This window comes from Salinisphaera sp. S4-8 (assembly GCF_040361235.1).
GTDB lineage: Bacteria > Pseudomonadota > Gammaproteobacteria > Nevskiales > Salinisphaeraceae > Salinisphaera.
Window position 1 is genome coordinate 309,803 of the sequence record NZ_APNF01000006.1, and the last position, 18,302, is coordinate 328,104.

Annotated in this window: 17 protein-coding genes and 2 pseudogenes; 12 read left to right on the top strand and 7 right to left on the bottom strand. The window is 59.7% G+C overall.

Features of this window, described 5'->3' with window-relative positions:
• Positions 1 to 3: 3 nt before the first annotated feature.
• Genes S4A8_RS11745 through S4A8_RS11765 form a run of 5 tightly spaced genes read right to left on the bottom strand, consistent with a single transcriptional unit; the run spans position 4 to position 6,138 of the window.
• A complete protein-coding gene (locus S4A8_RS11745; RefSeq protein WP_353220294.1) occupies positions 4 to 3,735 on the bottom strand; it encodes a pilus assembly protein in 3,732 nt (1,243 codons plus the stop codon).
• 15 nt (positions 3,736 to 3,750) lie between these two features.
• Entirely contained in the window at positions 3,751 to 4,332 is a 582-nt protein-coding gene (locus S4A8_RS11750; protein ID WP_353175712.1) for a pilus assembly PilX family protein, read from the bottom strand.
• Entirely contained in the window at positions 4,329 to 5,099 is a 771-nt protein-coding gene (locus S4A8_RS11755; protein WP_353175710.1) for a PilW family protein, read from the bottom strand. Before S4A8_RS11755 ends, S4A8_RS11750 begins: the two co-directional genes overlap by 4 nt.
• Positions 5,096 to 5,608, bottom strand: coding sequence for a type IV pilus modification protein PilV (gene pilV, locus S4A8_RS11760; RefSeq protein ID WP_353175708.1), 513 nt, complete (start codon positions 5,606 to 5,608; stop codon positions 5,096 to 5,098). The genes S4A8_RS11755 and pilV overlap by 4 nt, the downstream gene beginning before the upstream one ends.
• Positions 5,605 to 6,138: a GspH/FimT family pseudopilin gene (locus tag S4A8_RS11765; RefSeq protein ID WP_353175706.1), complete on the bottom strand. Its 534-nt coding sequence runs from the start codon at positions 6,136 to 6,138 to the stop codon at positions 5,605 to 5,607. Before S4A8_RS11765 ends, pilV begins: the two co-directional genes overlap by 4 nt.
• Positions 6,139 to 6,474: 336 nt before the next feature.
• Here S4A8_RS11765 and S4A8_RS11770 point away from each other — a divergent pair, with 336 nt between their 5' ends.
• Together S4A8_RS11770 and S4A8_RS11775 are read left to right on the top strand one after the other, a co-directional pair.
• Positions 6,475 to 7,683 (top strand): tyrosine-type recombinase/integrase, encoded by a 1,209-nt coding sequence (locus S4A8_RS11770; protein ID WP_006912000.1) that lies wholly within the window; start codon positions 6,475 to 6,477, stop codon positions 7,681 to 7,683.
• 344 nt (positions 7,684 to 8,027) lie between these two features.
• Positions 8,028 to 8,201 (top strand): helix-turn-helix transcriptional regulator, encoded by a 174-nt coding sequence (locus S4A8_RS11775; RefSeq protein ID WP_084623670.1) that lies wholly within the window; start codon positions 8,028 to 8,030, stop codon positions 8,199 to 8,201.
• Between the two features lie 374 nt (positions 8,202 to 8,575).
• On the opposite strand, the gene S4A8_RS11780 is transcribed toward S4A8_RS11775, so the two are convergent.
• Complete coding sequence (locus tag S4A8_RS11780; RefSeq protein ID WP_293626411.1) at positions 8,576 to 9,058, bottom strand: hypothetical protein; 483 nt, start codon at positions 9,056 to 9,058, stop codon at positions 8,576 to 8,578.
• Positions 9,059 to 9,106: 48 nt separating this feature from the next.
• Here S4A8_RS11780 and S4A8_RS11785 point away from each other — a divergent pair, with 48 nt between their 5' ends.
• From S4A8_RS11785 to S4A8_RS11800, 4 genes and pseudogenes are all read left to right on the top strand, one after another.
• Entirely contained in the window at positions 9,107 to 9,271 is a 165-nt protein-coding gene (locus S4A8_RS11785; RefSeq protein ID WP_293626409.1) for a hypothetical protein, read from the top strand.
• Positions 9,272 to 9,623: 352 nt separating this feature from the next.
• Positions 9,624 to 9,905 (top strand): hypothetical protein, encoded by a 282-nt coding sequence (locus S4A8_RS11790; protein WP_006911997.1) that lies wholly within the window; start codon positions 9,624 to 9,626, stop codon positions 9,903 to 9,905.
• A 158-nt stretch (positions 9,906 to 10,063) separates the two neighbouring features.
• Positions 10,064 to 11,428: a DUF945 family protein gene (locus tag S4A8_RS11795; protein WP_293626406.1), complete on the top strand. Its 1,365-nt coding sequence runs from the start codon at positions 10,064 to 10,066 to the stop codon at positions 11,426 to 11,428.
• Positions 11,429 to 12,148: 720 nt separating this feature from the next.
• Positions 12,149 to 13,063: pseudogene (locus S4A8_RS11800) on the top strand (IS481 family transposase); the annotation flags it as partial.
• A gap of 105 nt (positions 13,064 to 13,168) precedes the next feature.
• Here the strand turns inward: S4A8_RS11800 and S4A8_RS11805 are convergent.
• Positions 13,169 to 13,327: pseudogene (locus S4A8_RS11805) on the bottom strand (ParM/StbA family protein); the annotation flags it as partial.
• Positions 13,328 to 14,235: 908 nt separating this feature from the next.
• Here S4A8_RS11805 and S4A8_RS11810 point away from each other — a divergent pair.
• The 6 genes from S4A8_RS11810 (at position 14,236) to S4A8_RS11835 (ending at position 18,021) form a co-directional block, all read left to right on the top strand.
• Complete coding sequence (locus S4A8_RS11810) at positions 14,236 to 14,688, top strand: prepilin peptidase (RefSeq protein WP_353175698.1); 453 nt, start codon at positions 14,236 to 14,238, stop codon at positions 14,686 to 14,688.
• Between the two features lie 918 nt (positions 14,689 to 15,606).
• Positions 15,607 to 15,786 (top strand): hypothetical protein, encoded by a 180-nt coding sequence (locus tag S4A8_RS11815; protein WP_293626402.1) that lies wholly within the window; start codon positions 15,607 to 15,609, stop codon positions 15,784 to 15,786.
• A 61-nt stretch (positions 15,787 to 15,847) separates the two neighbouring features.
• A complete protein-coding gene (locus tag S4A8_RS11820) occupies positions 15,848 to 16,297 on the top strand; it encodes a hypothetical protein (protein WP_293626400.1) in 450 nt (149 codons plus the stop codon).
• Positions 16,298 to 16,404: 107 nt separating this feature from the next.
• A complete protein-coding gene (locus tag S4A8_RS11825; protein ID WP_353220295.1) occupies positions 16,405 to 17,451 on the top strand; it encodes a tetratricopeptide repeat protein in 1,047 nt (348 codons plus the stop codon).
• Between the two features lie 300 nt (positions 17,452 to 17,751).
• Positions 17,752 to 17,877, top strand: a complete 126-nt coding sequence (locus S4A8_RS11830) for a hypothetical protein (protein WP_293626397.1) — start codon at positions 17,752 to 17,754, stop codon at positions 17,875 to 17,877.
• Positions 17,878 to 17,883: 6 nt separating this feature from the next.
• On the top strand, positions 17,884 to 18,021 hold the full coding sequence (locus S4A8_RS11835) for a hypothetical protein (protein WP_293626396.1): 138 nt from the start codon (positions 17,884 to 17,886) through the stop codon (positions 18,019 to 18,021).
• Positions 18,022 to 18,302 lie beyond the last annotated feature (281 nt).

Sequence of the window (18,302 nt, forward strand, 5' to 3'; positions counted from 1 at the left end):
GGTCTATCGCCTGATTTCGCGCCAGCTGACGCGTCGGTTGGTTTGTGGCACGACATTTACGCCAACTCGGCCAATGCCACTGCCGTCGCTCGTACCGTAAATCACTTCGACCGTACCGTCCTTTCGTTTTACTACGGTGAGAGGGCCGACCGGCGATATATCCGAAAGACGAATCCCGGATACGGGTACCTGCTCCCCATTGATAGTTATCGTGTCGCTGCTGTTGTATTTGTAGTCGCCGTTGAGGTCGAGAAGCGCTTGGTCGGTACGCCCACCGGTATCGGCACGTACGGCCATGATAGCGCCGGAGGTGCTCAAATCGCAGGTTTCGCGCGGCGGTATAAGGGTATTAAAGAATACGAAATCGCCGTAGAGGGTCGGTGTCGTGATCAATAATTCGCCGCTGCGGGGCGGCATGTCCATATACCAACCATAGACGCCGGTGCCGTCATCGGTGGTCTTGTAGGTCACCTCATTCTCGCTAAGCACGCGATAGGCTTTTTTCTCATTCTCGTCGCCCGCGCTGACTTCGGTAATAGTCTGTACTTGCAGGTTGCGGCGAGTGAGATTTTTATTATCGGACGGAGTCCAGTTACTGGTGGGCGTTACGCTAAAGACATTGCTGTCCCAAACGCCGTAAAAGCTGTTACGTACGTCTTCGTTGAATAGGGCGTCGGTATCCTCGAGATATTTGCCGGTACCGACGTACACCATCACGCCGTAGTTGCGCCCGTAGGGATGCACGCCAACCTTCGGGCCCATGGTTATGGGCTGTACGCCACCGCCCGGCGCTTCGGCGGTGAACAGTTTTTCGACAGACCACTTGGCGGTCGATTTCGACGTGAGATCGAAACGCCACACGTTGCCGTAGAGATCGCCGGCATAGGCATAATCGACGATGAAATCGCCATCGACGTCGATCGGCGTGACTTCGCTCAGGCCATTCGGGTAGCGGTTGCCCGTCGGCGCCGAGTTGGTGTCGATTGGACTGCGTATCGGACTGCCGTTGGCGATATCAACGAGATGCAGGGAGGCGCTTTTGCCCGGGCTGTTGTAACCGTTGCCGAAGATTGCGGCCCATTCGCCATTGTGTAGACGTACGATTGCAGGCTTGCCATAGGTCTGGCCCAGTTCTCCGTCGGCAGTATATTCCCATAGCACGGTGTCCTCGGCGTTAGCTTCGCTGAAGGCACCGGGATCGGTGATGTCCAGCGCGAATACTGCATTGCCGCCGTTGTTCAAGCCGCTTACGAGCACGGTATGCCACTTGCCCCCGAAGAACGCATCGCCCGTTACCGGCGAACCGTCCACATAGAAGCGATGCTCGTACCCGGGTTCGCTGAGGTCTGCCACATCGTCGAGGAGTGTGCCGGGGATATAGGCCAGCCGCTCGACACCGGTATCGGCATCGAAGCCATGTAGCATGCCGTCATTGGCACCCACGTACACCATGGGTGTACGAGAGGCAAATTTGTCGGCAAAGCTGCTGTTGTTGCCGGGACTGCTATAAGGAGGCGCGCTACGCGCATTTTCGGGGAAATTTGCGGCGTCGTTGCCGAGGTGCTTATCGGTCCAAGTCACCGGATAACGCACGCGATCTGGGCTACCGACATAGGTGGGCGTCGATTGCACGATATCGCCGAGAATATTGTCGTAGCGGTTGCGAAACGTTCCGCCATTGCTTTTTTCGAACGCCTGATTGCCACGAATATAACTCACGATATCCGCCGATAACGATACCCCGAGTGGTGAGAGTAGGCTGTCCAGGAAATTCGCTAGCTTGGATCCTCGAAACGGTATGCCTTCAAAGCCTGAACCGTTGTCGACGGAGGTCAGTATCACGCGATTATCAAAGGCCGGAATGTTCTCCGAGGCTTCCCAGAGAAGATCGTCTTTTTCGCCATTCGCTGAAAGCGTATAAGCGCGCAAAAATCCTTCCCAAGTGCCGCCGGCATAGCTCGCCTGATAGGCGGCCGCTCCCGTCTCCAGGCTTTGCGAGTTGGCGCTTACCCCGCCCAGCGAACCATCCTGGTAGAGGATTTCTTCCAGTGCGGTCTTGAACGCGTCGGCTACGCCCTGCGGCGTCTTTGCGTTAAGCAACTTGCCACGCGAGTTGATTGTGGCATGCCAGAGGTCGTCGATCTGTTCGTTGCCGTACGAGCCACCGGTTACGTTGATGCTCGACCAGTCCGGCGGGGTTTCGTAAGGATCGCTTTCGCTGTAATTGGCGTCAGGGTCGAACAACACGCCACGTTGGCCAAGCGTGACACCGAGCGTGACCATATGCAGATCGTTTTGGCAATCCAGCCACGGGTCGGGCGGCGTTTCGCCGCAGCCACTGGCGACGCGGAGTTGGTTACGTTCGATGCCGCGCTCTTTGGCTCCTGTGATCTTGCCGAGACGTTCGTAGTATTGCATTGCGACGTCGGCGATGGTGTTCGATTCGTTGTCACCGAAGGGCGCGCCGTAGGTCTTGCGGGCATCGCTGCTCTGATCAGTGTTACCAATACCGGTCACCGTCGACGTGTTGTAACCGTCCGTGAACAGAATTGCGAAATTGCGCTGGCAGGACGACTGAATTATGTCCTCGTTGTTTTCGAGTTGTTCGCCGAGGAACTTGAGGGCAGGCCGATTGGGCGTACCTTTGGCCGAGAAATAATCGATATTGAAAATCTGATTATTGAAGGTGTTGTAGTTGTCCGTGTTCTCGGAATTCAACATCAGCATGCTGAGGTCGGCAGGCGAATCGGCATTCGCCTGGTTTATTGTGCAGGCGCCGACACGCGCGCCGTTGATATCGCCGAAGGCGCTCGTGATACCGGCGCGCGTCGCCAGATGGCGTTTTCTGTAGTAGGTAAACCAGTTGGCGAAATTCTGGAGGGCTTTGTTATATTTCGCGGTAGTGGTGAAGTTCTCAACCTTGATTTCGTAGCGGCGCATGTCTGGCGACGATGGATAGCTGGGCGAATAGCCCACCAGCGGTGCCGCGCCGCTCTTCCAGCCGAAATCGCTGGGCGGCGTCCAGTTCGCCGGCATATAAAAAGTGGCCGGAAAATACTCAATAGCCACTTCGCCATTCGACGAAAATGTTGACCCGGACTGACCTTTAACCCATTCGTAATTACAAAAAATAAAGAAGCATTCCCGCTTTCTGTAGGTCACTCCGCTGCTGTTCATGCCGCTTGTAACGTAGAACGTAAAGTTGTTATCGGTCTGACGCTGATCCGTGGTTAAGTTCAGTGTGAGTGCTTGGTTACCCACGGTCGGTTCGTAACGCGCAGCAGATGCGGTCGCATCGCTGTAACCCTCCCAGGGGCTATAAGCGGTTGTTGGGTCGAAATACGCCTGGTTGTAAGCCGAAGATCGGGCGAATCCGAATTGGGGCGTCGGTGGTACGCCTTCATAATCCGTATAGATACGGCGACCTTTTTCGCCCGAACCATTGGGAAAGAGATAGCCGTAGGCTGTGCCGCCATTCTGGATATAGTTGCTACCCGAGAGCACCGTTCGATTATTGGCGTCCCAGTAGAGCAGCCCGCTGTTGGTTGGGAATAATGTTTCCCAGTCCATCGAGCCGGAATCGTCGACCGCGACGAGAATATTCGGCGGTACGTTGTTACTCGCGAGCAATGGCCGGTCGGCAAGTTTGAGTTCGGCAGCTACCGACGTAGATAGGCACAGTATTCCCAAGGCGAGGGTCGAGGCCAGGCGCGGGATTGATTGGCAAATCAGCATAGGGTCGACCTCGGCTTAATATGTGCGTTCGTAGACGCTTTGTGTCACGGCAATGGCGGCCGGGTTTTCGCCGCGGGCCAGCGCGGTCACGCGATAACGAAACGTGCCATATGTGCGGGAACATTTTTCGGGATCGACCGTACCGACACAGTCGTCGAGTTCCTCGACGATAAAGCGCACATCGGTACCGATTTCCTGGTCCGCCGTGTAGGTCTGAACGGCGGCTGAGTCCCAGATGTCGGCATCGAAGTAGCTTTCGCCACCGTCGTCCGCTGCGGCGGCAAAAACGCCTTGCCGGCAGATGACGACCCCGCTCTCGGGCTGATTGATTTCGCCGTCTTCGCTGCAGTTCTGGGCTTTCTGATAGCTGGCCAGGTTCGCGCTGGATAGATCGATTTCCGCGGCACGCAACGCCGCATCCGCGGCCTGGCGGGCACGCGATTTTTCGCGCAGGTTCGAGGCCATGCGTTCCTGCAGCGTCGACGAGCTGATCGCCGAGACGGCCAGCAGCGTGATCACCACCAGAAAGATCAGACTGGTCACGAGAACGAACCCGCGTTGGGACTGGCAACGGGGCAGGGTAGTAAAGCTATTCATGGTATGGCATTACGAAGCGCGACCACCTGGTCGATCTTTTGATAGGCCCGACGGTTGCTGACCTCGAAAGGCGAGCCACTGGCGAAGGTGTAGTCGTGTTCCACCGCCGTCGGCGTGATCAGGTCCTGGCTTTCCAGTAATAGCTCGAGACGCAGGCTCACGACATCCGCGGCGTTGGTTGCATTAATTGTGTTGGCATAGGTATCGACCGAGCCGTCGCCATCGCTATCGAGCCCGTAGCTGATATTCAGGCGCTGTACGTTTTCGACGATCGGCTGCGGGATCGGGCTGGCGCCGGTCGAGTTGTCGCGACACAGCAGCGTGTTGTCATCGTTCACGTAGAGTTCGAGATCGGCCAGCTTGAGTGTGGTATCCGCGACTTCGGTTACATCGGCGTCCGGGCCGCTGCAGCCGTCATGGCCGGCGGTGGCCTGGAAACGTAGGCGCAAGCTGTCGTTGCCATTGCTGTCGTCGGCGCTGCCGGCAACGAACGCATCCTTGGCGAATGCGCCTGCGGCATCGAACAGATCCTTGCGGTTGAGGTTGGCCTGATAGCCCGCGTGGGCCACCACGTTTTCGATGACGAACGTGGTCAGCCGTGCGTTCTCCTGGAGTCCGGCCATATCGCGCTGGAAACTAAAGCTGTTGCGATTGCTTAGCAGGATCTGGAGCACGCCGGCGAGCAGTACCAGCGAAACGACCAGCGCCACCATGAGCTCGACGAGGCTGAAGCCCGCGCTTCGCGCCGGTTGTTTGAGCGGCTTCATGGCTGCACCACGGTTTGAAAGGACTGGGTGGTCGGCGTGCCGGTACCCGAGGTCTGATCGGGCTGGCGTTCCTGCCAGCTGATGGTGACTCTGTAGCGTACGCAGCCGCTGCCGGTGGCCGCTGTTTCGATACAGGCGATTGCGCCTTGACCTTGCGGCAGGCCCGCTTGCGAACTGCCCAGCGCCTCGTCCCAGACGAAGGCGTCATATCTCGCCATTTCCGCGGGCGAGCAGCTATTGCCGTTGTCGCAGTTGGGTTTGCTGCCATTCGCCGATTGATGATTCAGCCCGTCGTAGGCGTTGCTGTCCACGCCCGCGCGGTTGGCCCGCATGCGGTCGGCAATGTTGTCGGCCGCGAACGTGGCCTGGGTGCGCGAGGCGGAGACTTGCGTATTGACGATGCTCACGGTCTGCAGGCCGAGTAGGCCCAGCAGGCCGATGGACACGATCACGATCGTGACCAGGGCCTCGAGCAGGGTGAAACCTTGGACTTGAGCGGGCTGCTTCATGACGATTCACCAGGGTCCAGACGTTCGATGCGCCCGCTGGTGGCGATACGAATCTGCGTGCGATCGGTCGTATCGTTGGAGGTAATATCAAATGTCCCGTTGCTTGACCGGGCAAAGCCGTTGGCATCAAAGATGACCTGCGTGCCAGCCGAGCGGCTGTAGCCGACATTGATGGTCTGGTCGAGCTGACCGTGTACGCGAAGAATGTTGGCGTTCGTGGGGGCGGTGCTGCCGGCGTCCGGCGCGAAGATAATCCAACCCTGGTCCCAACTGCCGTTGCCACAACTCGACTGGTCGTTGCTCTGGCATACATGGACCGGCCGCCCACGGGCGACGGCTTCGCTGCGGGCATAATTGAAATCGCCCACCAGATCGTTGGCGTTGGCCGCAATCGTGTTGCGCTGGACCATGCCCAGATAGGACGGGATCGCGATCGCCAGCAACACAGCGGCCACGGCAATAGTGACGAGCAGTTCCAGCAGGGTGAACCCGCGGTTACCAACCCGTGTGTTTGGGGGAGATTGAAGCATGCTCGCAGTATCGACGCCTGCGAGTCGGATAGGGCCTGTGCGCCGACCGGCGTACAGCGAACACCGATAAACGGTATTCGAAGCGGATGGCCCCGGATTCGCACGCCATCGGTACGCGTTGCATTGGCACGTGCGTGCTTGCGATGGAACTGAGAGGGTGCCGGAAAGGGTGCTAAAAAGCGATGGTGCCGGGGAGAAGTGTCGGGAACATGTTTTATCCAGTATCAAGGCTTACCAATGAGCTGTATATTCCTTTTAAAATAAATAGTTACTTGATTCGTCCAGTAACGCCACGTATCTTCCAATACCATCGCTATTGTTGGGTAGGTCGTTGGGATGCCAAAAAAGGGAATCGAACTAAGCGCGATTCAGGTGAAGCGATTAGATAAGCCTGGCATGCATGCCGTGGGCGGCGTGGCCGGATTGCTACTCCAGGTTTCGAAATCCGGTGCTAGATCATGGATTCTCCGTGCCACCGTCGGTAGTCGAAGACGAGATATCGGGCTCGGCGGTTTCCCTGACGTCACTCTGGCTCAGGCGCGCGAAAAAGCACGCGTTACACGCGGCAAGATTGACCAGGGATTTGACCCCATCGAGGAGCGGAAAGCGGCGAAGGTGGCGTTGCGCGCGAGTCAGGCTAAACGATTGAGCTTTGCCGAGGCTGCTCGTCGCAAGCACGAGGCGATTGCTCCAGAGTTTCGCAACGCGCGTTCTCGTGCAAATTGGCTTTCCTCCCTAGAGCTATATGCAGTTCCAGTCGTTGGCGACATGGAAGTGGCGGACGTCGAGATGTCGCACGTCTTATCGGTTATCGAGCCGATATGGAGGGACAAGACGCACACCGCGAATCGCGTTAGACAACGGATGGAGGCGGTCTTTGATTGGGCGATTGCCCGCAAATATCGCGAGACCGCGAATCCAGCAGCATGGAAAGGAAATCTAGCGGAGGTGTTGCCGAAGCCGACAAAAATTTCGACGGTAAAGCATCACCGCGCACTACCGTGGCAAGAAATACCTGGATTCATGAGACGGCTCCGAAAACGTACAGGGATGTCGGCGAGGGCGCTTGAGTTTGCGATATTGACGGCCGCTCGATCTGGGGAAGTGCGATTCGCCACTTGGAATGAAATCGACTTGGACGCTGCATTGTGGGTAGTGCCAGGACAGCGAACAAAAAACGGTAAGGCGCACCGAGTGCCACTATCGAAAGAGGTAGTCGCGTTGTTGCGTACCTTACCCAGATTTGAAAACGAGGACACGGTATTCACGGCCTCGCGCGGCGGGTCTTTATCAGATATGAGTCTATCGTCGTTAACCAGAAAAATGGATGTCGACGCCGTGCCGCACGGTTTTCGATCTAGCTTTAAAGACTGGGCCCGCAATTGCACCGACGCCTCAGATGAGGTGAGCGAGCTAGCGCTTGCACATGTCAATAGCGATTCCACGCGAGCAGCTTATGCTCGTGATGAGCTGTTGGAGCAACGCTCCATAATGATGGAGCAGTGGGCTAGGTTTTGCTGCAACCCGATCCCGCTTGGCGAATAGCTACTTGGTCGCCTCATGCCAGGGGGATCTCAATAGCCAACTATAGGGTCGCACTCGGCTCTCGTGGGAGACTACGAGCCGCTGCAGTCTACAGTCTGAAAGAGCGAGCATTTCGTGACTCGCCGATTCCTTCGCTTGCTTACTGTCCAACATGAGGCGGTCTGTGCTTGCAGCGTTACGTAATAGGTCTAAACGTTTTCGTCGCTTTAGATATCTTCTCAACGATGGCGATAGCACTCGTGTTCATTGCGTGTATTTAACTCGACAAAATAGATCATGTAATGCCGTAGCTTGTTCTTGTGAATTCAAACAGCGCACTGAAAAGCATGGCGGGAAAAATCGACATGACACTGCGGTACGAGCGAGACCGGGACCTTGCAGATCGCTTTCTAGTATCGCGAAATACGATATGGCGTTGGGCCCGGGAGGGGCGGCTGCCGCAGCCGGTCCGACTCGGACCTGGATGCACGCGCTGGAGACTTTCCGATGTAGAGGCGTTCGTCGCAAGCAGGGGTTGAGAATGATTCACTCGTATCCTCCGGAGCGATGCCTACGGATCAGACTGACTCGGTTACGTACGCTATAGCCGGGCCTGGCGTGGAGTTAATCAGTTGCCAGAGCCATTTAACTGGTACGGAAAATGGATTTGCTGCACAGCGCCAATTCGAAACCGAACTACGCTAAATTAAGCGTGGCGTGGCTCTCCTGAAAATGCTTTGCGGTGCTAAAACTCAGCGCTGGGTAAGGAACCGCGAGGACTAGCGGAGGCGCCTGTGGCGATTCTTGTACTTTTCCCGTTCATTATGGTCGCTGTCTTAATGCTCTGGAGATTGAACCGGTACGGTGTATCCAGCGACACAGAACACCGCGAGCACGAACGTGACGGCAGAGATCAATAGGCGTCCAGCCGTTCGAGCGTGGTATCGATCAGTGCTCTGTCGTGAACATCGTAGAGCACGAAGCTATAACTCGCTGCCGACTTAAGCCACCGCCGCAGGTTGGCAAATCTACCTTCGAGCTGCGAGCAATAGTAGCCAGCTGGGGAAATGACGACGTTTATAGCTGGTGCGGTAGGGCTTGTAGCAAACGGGTATGTCGATGAACGGCGATAGATCGGCGCGCCGGCCGCACACGCAGTTGGGATCGACAGCATGGTCATCAAGGCGGTCGCAGACCGGCTGCGCATGCCGGCCTCCTCGATGATGCCCTCCCAATGCGCGGTGGCGTCATGAGCATGGCCAGCAACGACCTGGTCAAATTCGCCGAGGAGTTCGGCGAGCTTGTCTAGCAGGCAACAACGACTGAAACCGACGAACACGGCAATGTCAGCCCCGGTGTCCAGGCCGGGCTGACCAAAGAAATCGCGGACGTTCATGCTGCGTCGCCTTCGTCGGCGAAAAGCTCGCTCTGGATTCAGACACCCATGTGCAACACCCTTAAAAACCGGCAGATGCTGGACGCGACCAAGCCCGACGACGGCGGTCGCGCCTACCAACTGGCCGGCCCGCTTGTTCAACAGGTCGCCAAGAAGGCCAGTTGCCCCGCCAGAGGTAAACACTGGGACGAGGCTGTGTCGTTGGCCGAATGACCGACGCGGGACATGGCATGAGTCATCGCAGCCGCGGAGTATGTCGCCGGCACGCACAACCTCGCCCGGCACGCTATTCAAGATGGGATACAGCACAAGATTGCGCGCTTTCGCGGGTGGGCTACCTTTCGATCGCTTAGCCGTCAAACGCCCGGCAGGGCGAAATCATCGGGGCGCAAGCTGCGGGGTAGGGCAGCGACAACCGCTTGTCTGAAGCCGCCTTTGCGATCCCTGGCGGCCGTGCCATGCTGAAACCGGCCAATGCGGCAGAGCTCAATACACGCCGGCCCCGAACGGGTCGAATAAGAACAGACCGCCGGTTCTCGCCGGCGAGCAGCCAACGCATATTCCAATGACCGCAACCCATACCGCTACCGTTCAATCCATCGACGTGCCGGGCGACTGGCCACTGCCGGTTCGACACTTCGACAGCCAGACCGGCCAGCTCGATATCGTCGAAGGCACCATCGAAGCACTCGAGGACGTCAACGACCTCGAGCGCGGCACCATCACCGACGACGTGTTCGGCTACATCCTCATGGCCTGGTACCGCCAGCGTCGACAGGCCGGTGATCCGCCGCATTCGGTCATGGAAAAGCTCAAGCACGCCCGCGAAATTCGCACGCTGCACTAAGCGGCGGCGTAGACGAGTCGCCTCAGGGCGCGGCCCGTCGAACTGTTGTCCGCATATCGGCGGGCAACGCTTTACCCGGTCGACCAAGCGCGTAGCCGTTTTTTGCGGGATAGCCGTGTGCCGGCGTTGGCCATCATCATTACGAGGGGGAAACTCACGTGAAAAAGATCCTTGCGATCGTTTTGGTACTGGTCGTGGCCATCGCCGCGCTCGTGCCGTATTTGACCGGCTCCGAAGTCGAAAACCAATTCCGGGCCGGCATCGACAACATGAACAAGCGCGGTGACTTCGATTTCGCGATCGAATCCTATGACCGGGGCTGGATGAGCTCACAAGCCGAGGTCTCGGTCGGTGGCCTGGGTGACGAGCGCGCGACGTTCAACAACGAAATCACCCATCCGTGGGTGCCTGGCCTCGGGCAGACGCACATCGTCAGCACGCTGTCGCGTGATGCTGACCCGGACCTGTCGAGCATTTTCAGCGAACCCCCGCTGCGGATCGAAACGTGGGTTACAGACGACGAAAACTTCCGGGTCGAGCTGCGCTCGCCCGTCGCGCAAGGCACGAGCGAAGATGCCAACGGTGTGCAGACCTATGTCGAGTGGAACGGTCTGTCTGGTTTCTACGAACGCGCTGACCTTGATGAAACCTTCGAGCTGGTTGCCCCCGGCGTGCGTATTTCCGACAGTCAGGGCGGCGTTGCGGTGAACGAGCTTCGTCTCGTCGGCGATTCGCGCATGGATGACCGCTATGAGCAGACGGTACTGCGCTCCATGCTCGGCTCCGGGCAAGCCAAGATCACGATCGGCAAGTTCTCGTTCAACGCACCCAGCGGCGAGTCGGTCTCGTTCGCAGCCGACTTCGACGCCACGGCAGACTACCGCGACGAGCGCGGCGACTTCCGATCGAAGCTGGCCATCAGTGACGTCGAACTCGATCGCCCGGGCGTTGCGCAACGCGACCAGGTCGACATCAAGGGCGGCACCGTCGAGTTCAACCTGAACAAGATGCGCGTGGATGCGCTCGCCCGTACGCTCACCACACTGGACAAGATCGGTAATACGCCGATGCAACAAGTGCCCGAGCGTCAACGCATGGCATTTCTCGATGACGTGGCCTCCATCTTCGATACCGACTCGGAAATCGAACTCGACGTGTCATCGTTGGAAACCAGCCGGGGGAATGCCGGCATGGGCGTCACGCTCAGCCTCGGTGAGCCGCTATCCGAACGGGCCCGTGAGTACATGCCGCTGCCGGCGCGGGTGATGCAGCGCATGCAGGTCAGCGCCGCCGCCTTCGCGGATCGTTCATTGCTGGCCTACGGGGTCGAACAATCGTCCAACCCCAATCAGGTCGCACGCATGATCGACCAGTGGGAGAATAACAACCTCGTCACTGTGAACAACGCGCGCTACAGCATGGTGTTGGACTACAAGGACAACAGCCTCGCGCTCAACGGCAACACGTTGCCGCCGCAGGTCATGCAGGCCCTGACCGCCCAGATGGGCGCGCTCGGCCAGTAGCCATAAAAAAGCGGCTGCGGCCCCGAAGGGCTGCAGCCGCCATGTCTGGGATCGAGGGCCTTATCCGGCCAGCAACTTGGCCTTGCGTGACTCGTATTCCTCCGCATTCAGCACGCCTTTCTCAGTCAGATGGGCAACCGTTCCCATTGACCAAGGCAGAAGAGCGCACGATAGATCTAGTGCAGCGCCAGCGGCCCGTAGGCCCTGTCCGGCGATCCCGCACCAGCCATGCCAGACGCTGTAACAACGACAAATTCCGTGTTGCCACTCCGCCTCAGCGCCGGCCATGTAAGCCTCGGTATCCGCTGATATTTATTCGCGACCCACCAGTGCGGCCATCGACGTAACAACGACAGATTCCGGGTCGGCTCAAGCCCGCCAAATGGCGCTGTACATCCGCTTTATAATCAGCAACCTAATCAGGGCTTCGCAGTGCCTGTGAGGAGTCTAACAACGACAGATTCCGTGTTGAGCGACAGACGCGAATTCCGATGTGAGTTGCGTCTTAAAATCAACAACTTAAAGCGCGAATTCTAGTTCTAGCACCATGCTAACAACGACACATTCCGTGCAGCATGCGGGCCGGGGTTCCACTAACAACGACAGATTCCTGGCCGAAACTGGAACGCCTAGCTGTGATCTCTCAGTGGGTTGTTCATCCGGGGCGACCGCCTTGAGGCTGATGGGTGTCGAATCCTTCAAGCTTCAGGAGTGACCCGGATGAACACGCACAAGAATGCGCGTCTGACCGTTCATGGTCGAGCCCTGCTGGTCCGCCGGATCCGGGAGGACGGCTTGCGACCCATCGAGGCGGCGCAAGCGATGGGCGTAAGTCCGCGAACAGCCTACAAGTGGCTTTCTCGATACCGGGCGCAAGGACAAGCAGGCCTGCATGAACGCAGTTCACGCCCGGCCCGTTGCCCGCATCAGCTGTCGGCGGTGACCCAGCAACGGATCGTAGCCTTGCGGCGTGAGCGCCGTATCTATCGCGCGATCAGTGGCGAGGTCGATGTGCCGGTGACCACGGTTGCACGCGTGCTTCAGCGGGCCGGCCTGAACCGGCTGTCCGTGCTCGATCCGGCGCCGCCGATCCAGCGCTATACCCACGAGGCCCCCGGTGACCTGCTGCATCTCGACATCAAGAAACTCGGCCGCTTCAAGCGCCCCGGCCATCGCATGACCGGCGATCGGCAGGCCGGCCGCTCACGGGGTGCCGGCTGGGATTATGTGCATAGGGCGATCGACGACCACAGCCGCGTCAGCCATGCCACGATCTGGCCCAAAGAAAAGGGCGTCAGCGCCGTGGCGGCACTGATCGCGGCCTTGCGATACTACCGACGCCTGGGCGTGCCCTTTGATCGCGTGCTCACCGACAATGGCGCCTGCTATCGCTCACATGTGTTTGCCAAGGCGTGTCGCCGACTCGGGCTCAAACACCGAAGAACGCAGCCGTACCGTCCGCGCACCAACGGCAAGGCCGAGCGGCTGATCCAAACGGCGCTCCACGAGTGGGCGTATGCCCGCGCCTACGAGAATGCGGATCAACGCGCGGCGCATCTGCCGCACTGGCTGCATGACTATAACTGGCATCGCCCGCACGCCAGTCTCGATTACCACACTCCGATCAGCACACTCGGCATCGGCGTGAACAAGTCGCCGTGTAGTCGGAATGGATTTCTCTCTGGGGGAAGCAAACCCGCTTGGTTCGACACCGGCGACCCAGCTCTGACCTCTCACGTCGACATCAACACCGCTGGTCTGGTTGCCGCCGAGCGATTCATCCAGATCAGCCGCGGGTCCGGCGCCGGCCGGCAATCGCTCATGAATCGTCATGTTGCGAGCCGCACCACCCGCCACCTTCAGGTTCGAATAGCCAACATCGAGGCCCATGAAATACATATCTCGTTCCTTAAATAGTCGATCTGGACACGTGTCGGCCTCCTTAGAGACGACGTCAGAGCGAACAAACGGTAAGTCGAGATGGGCTCAGGGAATGTCGAGGAAACTGCTGTCGCACTGCAGTCGCACTCTAGTGCGACAGGGCGGGGCCGAAACGGGACGGCGCAGACGTGCGGATCCGCCTGTCGCACGCGTGTCGCACTCTAGTGCCACTAGAGTTCACTTCCTGATAAAGAGGCGACGGTAGATCAGTGGGGTAGCACGCGTGTCGCACTAGAGTGTGACCCGATCGCCATGCTGCCCGAACAGGCGAATCCCGAGCGGCCAGGCCGTACGAGGCCACCGCCGCCATGCGGTGCTTGTCGCCAGCCGGATCTTCGGCAGTCGAAAGGTCGACGTGGCTTGGATGAACGGACTGATACCTTCCCAATCGTTCGGTTCAGCCCAGGAATAAATGACCCCTTTGGTTCGCCATATAAGGCCAGAAGCCCCCCTTCCAGCCCTGCGGCCCCAAGCGACACGAAGAGTCCGTGAGGACGGAAGGGGTGCCAAGTGCCTATATGGCTCACCAAAGGGTGGCAATTCAGGCCAAACGGGCGAACCGATTAAGACCCTTTGGTCAGCCATATACGGCCAGAAGCCCCCCTTCCATTACCGTCACCTGGGCACAGTGCGAATGATCTCCGCTCAGAACCAAAGGGGGGCGTTTTCCCTTATATGGCTCACCAAAGGGTGCAAATCTGCTCAAAAACACGTTCAAAACGACACCCTTCCGTCAGCCATATAAGGGAGATTGACCCCCCTTCTGACCCCTTCGTCGCGTTTGCGAAGCGGTCAGAGGCAGCGATCCCTATGGCTCACAGAAGGGGGTCGAAAATCCCTCTAATAGGGCCAGAAGGGTGAAATCGATGGAAGCAAATATCCGGCCGATGGTTCGGCAGATCCTGCTCGAGCGTGAGCGACTCCTCCGGATCGCCGAGACGCGGGCCGAAAAGTTCATGGCTGAGCACCGAAAAGCCTCAAGCGTGAGAAGAGCGAGTGGGGCGATCGCCGGGTACGGCGTGCTCTGGGTTATCGCCAACGGGTTCGAGCTAGTAAGCGATCAGCAGGGCTTGGGGTACGGAGACCTCAAGTCCGTCGCGATGGTCGGGGCATGGCTCGGATGGACGGCGATACCCGGCGTGATATTCATCGGTGCCACGGCAGCCTTCGCTGTTGGCACTGCCCAGATCCTCACCCGCAGGGCGAGCCGCGACACGCCGCAGCCGTTTGGGCCTTACCTCGTCGCGTCTTCGCTGCTGATGGTGTTCGCTGGACCCGAGATCAACCACGCGTATCTCGTAGCCACAGGCGTCGCTTAGCCGCGAGAGCACTATGCCCCTCAGCACCCGCCTTCTCGCGGGTAGCAGCAAGCTCACCCGACACTCGCAGCAGAACCATGGATCGAGGAACGAGGCTCAATGCCGAGCTGCGAGGGCAGCAGGTAGAGCGGCACCCGATCGCACGCAGCCCACGCGGCAACCGCACTCAGTTCGTGCTACGCGAGCCGTCCAGCCGATAGCGCGATGATGCGAGGCACGAGGGGCAGCCTGCTCAATGCACGTCTGAGGCACGCACAAGCGCCTTATCCTGCGATGGCGTGCCAACACGCGTGCTGATCGGCGCGCCCCGAGATAAAAGCTTAGAACGGCGCACAGCGCCTCGCTGACGTTGAGCCAATACACGCAGAGCCAACACTCACGCAGTACGCAAAGCGCCAACAGCCACGCTGCACACAAAGCCCCATTGCGCGAGCATTCACGCCAACCACGCAGTACACGCAGCGCCATCACCACGCACTGCGTTCACAGTATCGACGCCACCGTTACATCGCGTCCCATAGCGCATCGCACGGGCCGGGTCAGGCGCATTGCCGGGCGCCGTGCGTCCACGTCGGTCGCAGTCCTCGGATCCACCGCGGCACGCACGTTACAGCCGCATCACCACGCGGTACGTACGGTTCCGACACCAAGCTTTGCGAAGAGCATCAATGCAAGCCCTATAGACGTAGCCCCAAGCCAGTGCCGCCACGTGCACCCAGTAAACGCAGCGTCACCCGCGCGGAGCGTCGCATTCGATGACCACCCGCGACACACCACGCGAGACTGTGGCCTCTAGCGGTCACGAACGCGATTCGAGCGCGCCTGTCTCAGGCGACAGCCGTTGTCGGATCGACCATCCCCCGCAATTGAGTAGCGCGCCGAACAGGCACACGACAGCGCCGCCTGTGAAGGCGCGGCATGAAGCCCCACAAGCGCGAACGGCTCAAGGCGCGCAAGGCCGTTGCCGATTCAGGCAAGCGAGCGCTGATCAGCCTGGCGACGCAGGTACGCGACATCAGCCCCAGCGAAGCCGACTCGCTCGATCGGATCATCCGCCGCATCGAGGCATGGCAACATCGCGGGCCGGGCGGGCTGTGATGACACACGAAACACGACAGGCATTTGGGCTAGAGCACACGCCCAAGGGGGAGATGGGCAGGTGATACCGCAAGCGATCCAGGCAACCGAAGAATGCGTCGGGACGGTCTTCGACCACGCCGCGCTGAGTCTATGCGCCACCAACCAGCCCGACTGCTGGCTGCTGCGTGTCGATCAGGACGGCCCCGCGTTCGTGCTCGACAACGGCACATTCCAAGCCCTGTGTATCGCGCTGCAAGGCTGCATCGACACCGCCTTGAAGCCGCACACGCAGCCGGGCGCGACCACGCTGACCCAGACCATTGCCCACGGCTTGCGCACCACGCAGTCGAATGACGGCGCGCTGTGCGCCTCGGCAGATTGGTCAGGCGATCCGATCATCGAACTCAACTGCTACCCCGGCTCGCCCAGCGATCACCCGCGCATCACGCTCACCCACGCGCTCGAAGACGCCATCGACTTCCAGACGCAGCTGCTCACCGCCTACAGCGAACGTGTCCGCAGCCAGTGACGCGAGAGCGCCGCCAATGCGAGAGCACCTGAAAAGCAGGTGAAAGGATTAGCGCGATGGGCCGCTATTTTTCACCGGCTTGAACCGAATCACGAACAGGGGACGTTATGCGGCGCGCTATCGCCATCACAGCCGGGATCGCCGGTCTGGCCGTCGTATTGGCGACCGCCGCCACCTACCAGCGGCTCGGCTATACCGCCCAGCGATTGGTCGATACTGCCTACCAGGTCGATAGCAGAACCGGCTCGACCTATTACACGCCCCCGGATCTGTACTGGCCGCCGTTCGAGCCCGTCTATCGCCCGTTGATTCACGTGCTCGCCAACGCCGGGGTCGCCCGCGCCCAGACCGTGATGGGCGCGCGGGCACAGTACGGCCCGCCCAAGAACATGGCGGTCATGATTCGACAGTACGAAGCTGGCGCCGCGCAGGGGTACGGCCCGGCCCTGTTGCTGCTGGCGCAGCTCCACGCGCCCTATCAGACCAATGGCTTGATGGACGAGTGGGCGTACACGCGTGACTACTCAGAAGTCATCGAGCGTGACGGCGTGCGGATCGAGAAGAACGACGAGCGGGCCTACCAGTTCTTTGAGCAAGCCTGGGACACCGGCATCACGCTCGCCGGTTTGCGCTTGGGCAATCTGTATCTCGCCCAGGTGCGCATGGCCGACGACAAAATCAACAAGGCCGCGCAGTGGTTCGAGCGTGCCGCACGGCAGGGGAACGCCCGCGCCGCCGCCGAACTCGGGGGACTGTACGAGATCGGGTATGGCGTACCCGAGAACAAATCCGAATCACGCAAATGGCTCACCCGCGCCGCCGAAGGTGGCGATACCGAGGCCGCCTATGAGCTGGGCACGTCGATGGTCAACAGCAAGCCGGTATGGCGCGATTACGACGAAGGCGCACGCTGGCTCGAAAAGGCCGCCAATGACGGTTACAGCACCGCACAGACCAGCCTGGCATGGCTCTACCTGAAGGGAACCGGGATGCCACGCGACTACATCCGCAGCTATGCCTGGGCCAACGTCGTCGCCACCGGGGCGACACAAAGCGGGCTGCGCGACGAACTCGAAAGCCGGATGACAAGCGAACAGATCACCCGCGCTCAGGATCTGTCCCGCGAACTGACCGAGCGTATCGCCAATCCGTGAGGCCCGTTCGCCGGGTAGGGCGGTTCGCCGGTGGGGTGGTGACACCCGCGTCACACAGACGCGGGTTTCGTGTCGCAGCGGTTGCCAATAGCCTGACCGCATATAGCATCGAGCGGGCTTGATCGGTGCGGCCCGTGCCGCGACCCGTACTCAAAACGCCCATCGTCATTTCACCCTCGAGCCCCGGCAGGCGGTTCCACACCGACCTGATAACCCTTGGGCAGCCCACGGCAGAGCAATCGCCGCACGGCGGCACAGCGCAATCACATCCGCGTCAAAACGAGGGAGCACGCGGGTTACATGATCCGATTTCTAACCGACAAGAACTATCGAAAAGCACTGAAACTCGAGCGCGTGATGATGGTGATGGAAGATGCCTTCGAGAAAGGGGAGTACAGCACGCTTCGGCGCGGCATCGTCGAGTAGGAGAAAGTGCTGCGCTGGTTCAACTTCGAGGGCGATTGGTCCGAGCAGGAGCTGGACGAATTTTTCGACAGCCGGGGCATGGTGCGCAGCTTCGACGGAGAAGGCTTTGTGGACCGTATGTCAGAAGCCGCCTACGGCATCTGATCGCCTATTCGGCATTTTGCGCCGGGCGTGGCCCTATCGCTGTCGAAAGCTCGACACACAGGGCAGGGCGTGCCGCCTATGGTGTGCATAGGCCCACTCGGATACCCCGGCGCCTATGACCGACCCGGTTGCATAGCAGCCCGTTACGCGCAGCCGCCTCAGGTCTAGACCGGCACGGCGGCGGTTGCGGCGCACCCGCGACATGCGCGCTCGCAAGCGCGTGCATTGCAGCGTCGACAGTCGGACCCCGAAGACGCCGCGCCCCCGAAGCACGTCCGTTT

What these genes read in the sequence shown, in the direction of transcription:
- S4A8_RS11810 (WP_353175698.1), top strand. Translation starts at nt 14,236, where the DNA reads ATGGAAGCAAATATCCGGCCGATGGTTCGGCAGATCCTGCTCGAGCGT.
- S4A8_RS11770 (WP_006912000.1), top strand. Translation starts at nt 6,475, where the DNA reads ATGCCAAAAAAGGGAATCGAACTAAGCGCGATTCAGGTGAAGCGATTA.
- S4A8_RS11830 (WP_293626397.1), top strand. Translation starts at nt 17,752, where the DNA reads ATGATCCGATTTCTAACCGACAAGAACTATCGAAAAGCACTGAAACTC.
- S4A8_RS11775 (WP_084623670.1), top strand. Translation starts at nt 8,028, where the DNA reads ATGACACTGCGGTACGAGCGAGACCGGGACCTTGCAGATCGCTTTCTA.
- S4A8_RS11815 (WP_293626402.1), top strand. Translation starts at nt 15,607, where the DNA reads ATGAAGCCCCACAAGCGCGAACGGCTCAAGGCGCGCAAGGCCGTTGCC.
- S4A8_RS11825 (WP_353220295.1), top strand. Translation starts at nt 16,405, where the DNA reads ATGCGGCGCGCTATCGCCATCACAGCCGGGATCGCCGGTCTGGCCGTC.
- S4A8_RS11790 (WP_006911997.1), top strand. Translation starts at nt 9,624, where the DNA reads ATGACCGCAACCCATACCGCTACCGTTCAATCCATCGACGTGCCGGGC.
- S4A8_RS11745 (WP_353220294.1), bottom strand. Translation starts at nt 3,735, where the DNA reads ATGCTGATTTGCCAATCAATCCCGCGCCTGGCCTCGACCCTCGCCTTG.
- S4A8_RS11780 (WP_293626411.1), bottom strand. Translation starts at nt 9,058, where the DNA reads ATGAACGTCCGCGATTTCTTTGGTCAGCCCGGCCTGGACACCGGGGCT.
- S4A8_RS11750 (WP_353175712.1), bottom strand. Translation starts at nt 4,332, where the DNA reads ATGAATAGCTTTACTACCCTGCCCCGTTGCCAGTCCCAACGCGGGTTC.
- S4A8_RS11765 (WP_353175706.1), bottom strand. Translation starts at nt 6,138, where the DNA reads ATGCTTCAATCTCCCCCAAACACACGGGTTGGTAACCGCGGGTTCACC.
- S4A8_RS11785 (WP_293626409.1), top strand. Translation starts at nt 9,107, where the DNA reads ATGTGCAACACCCTTAAAAACCGGCAGATGCTGGACGCGACCAAGCCC.
- pilV (WP_353175708.1), bottom strand. Translation starts at nt 5,608, where the DNA reads ATGAAGCAGCCCGCTCAAGTCCAAGGTTTCACCCTGCTCGAGGCCCTG.
- S4A8_RS11755 (WP_353175710.1), bottom strand. Translation starts at nt 5,099, where the DNA reads ATGAAGCCGCTCAAACAACCGGCGCGAAGCGCGGGCTTCAGCCTCGTC.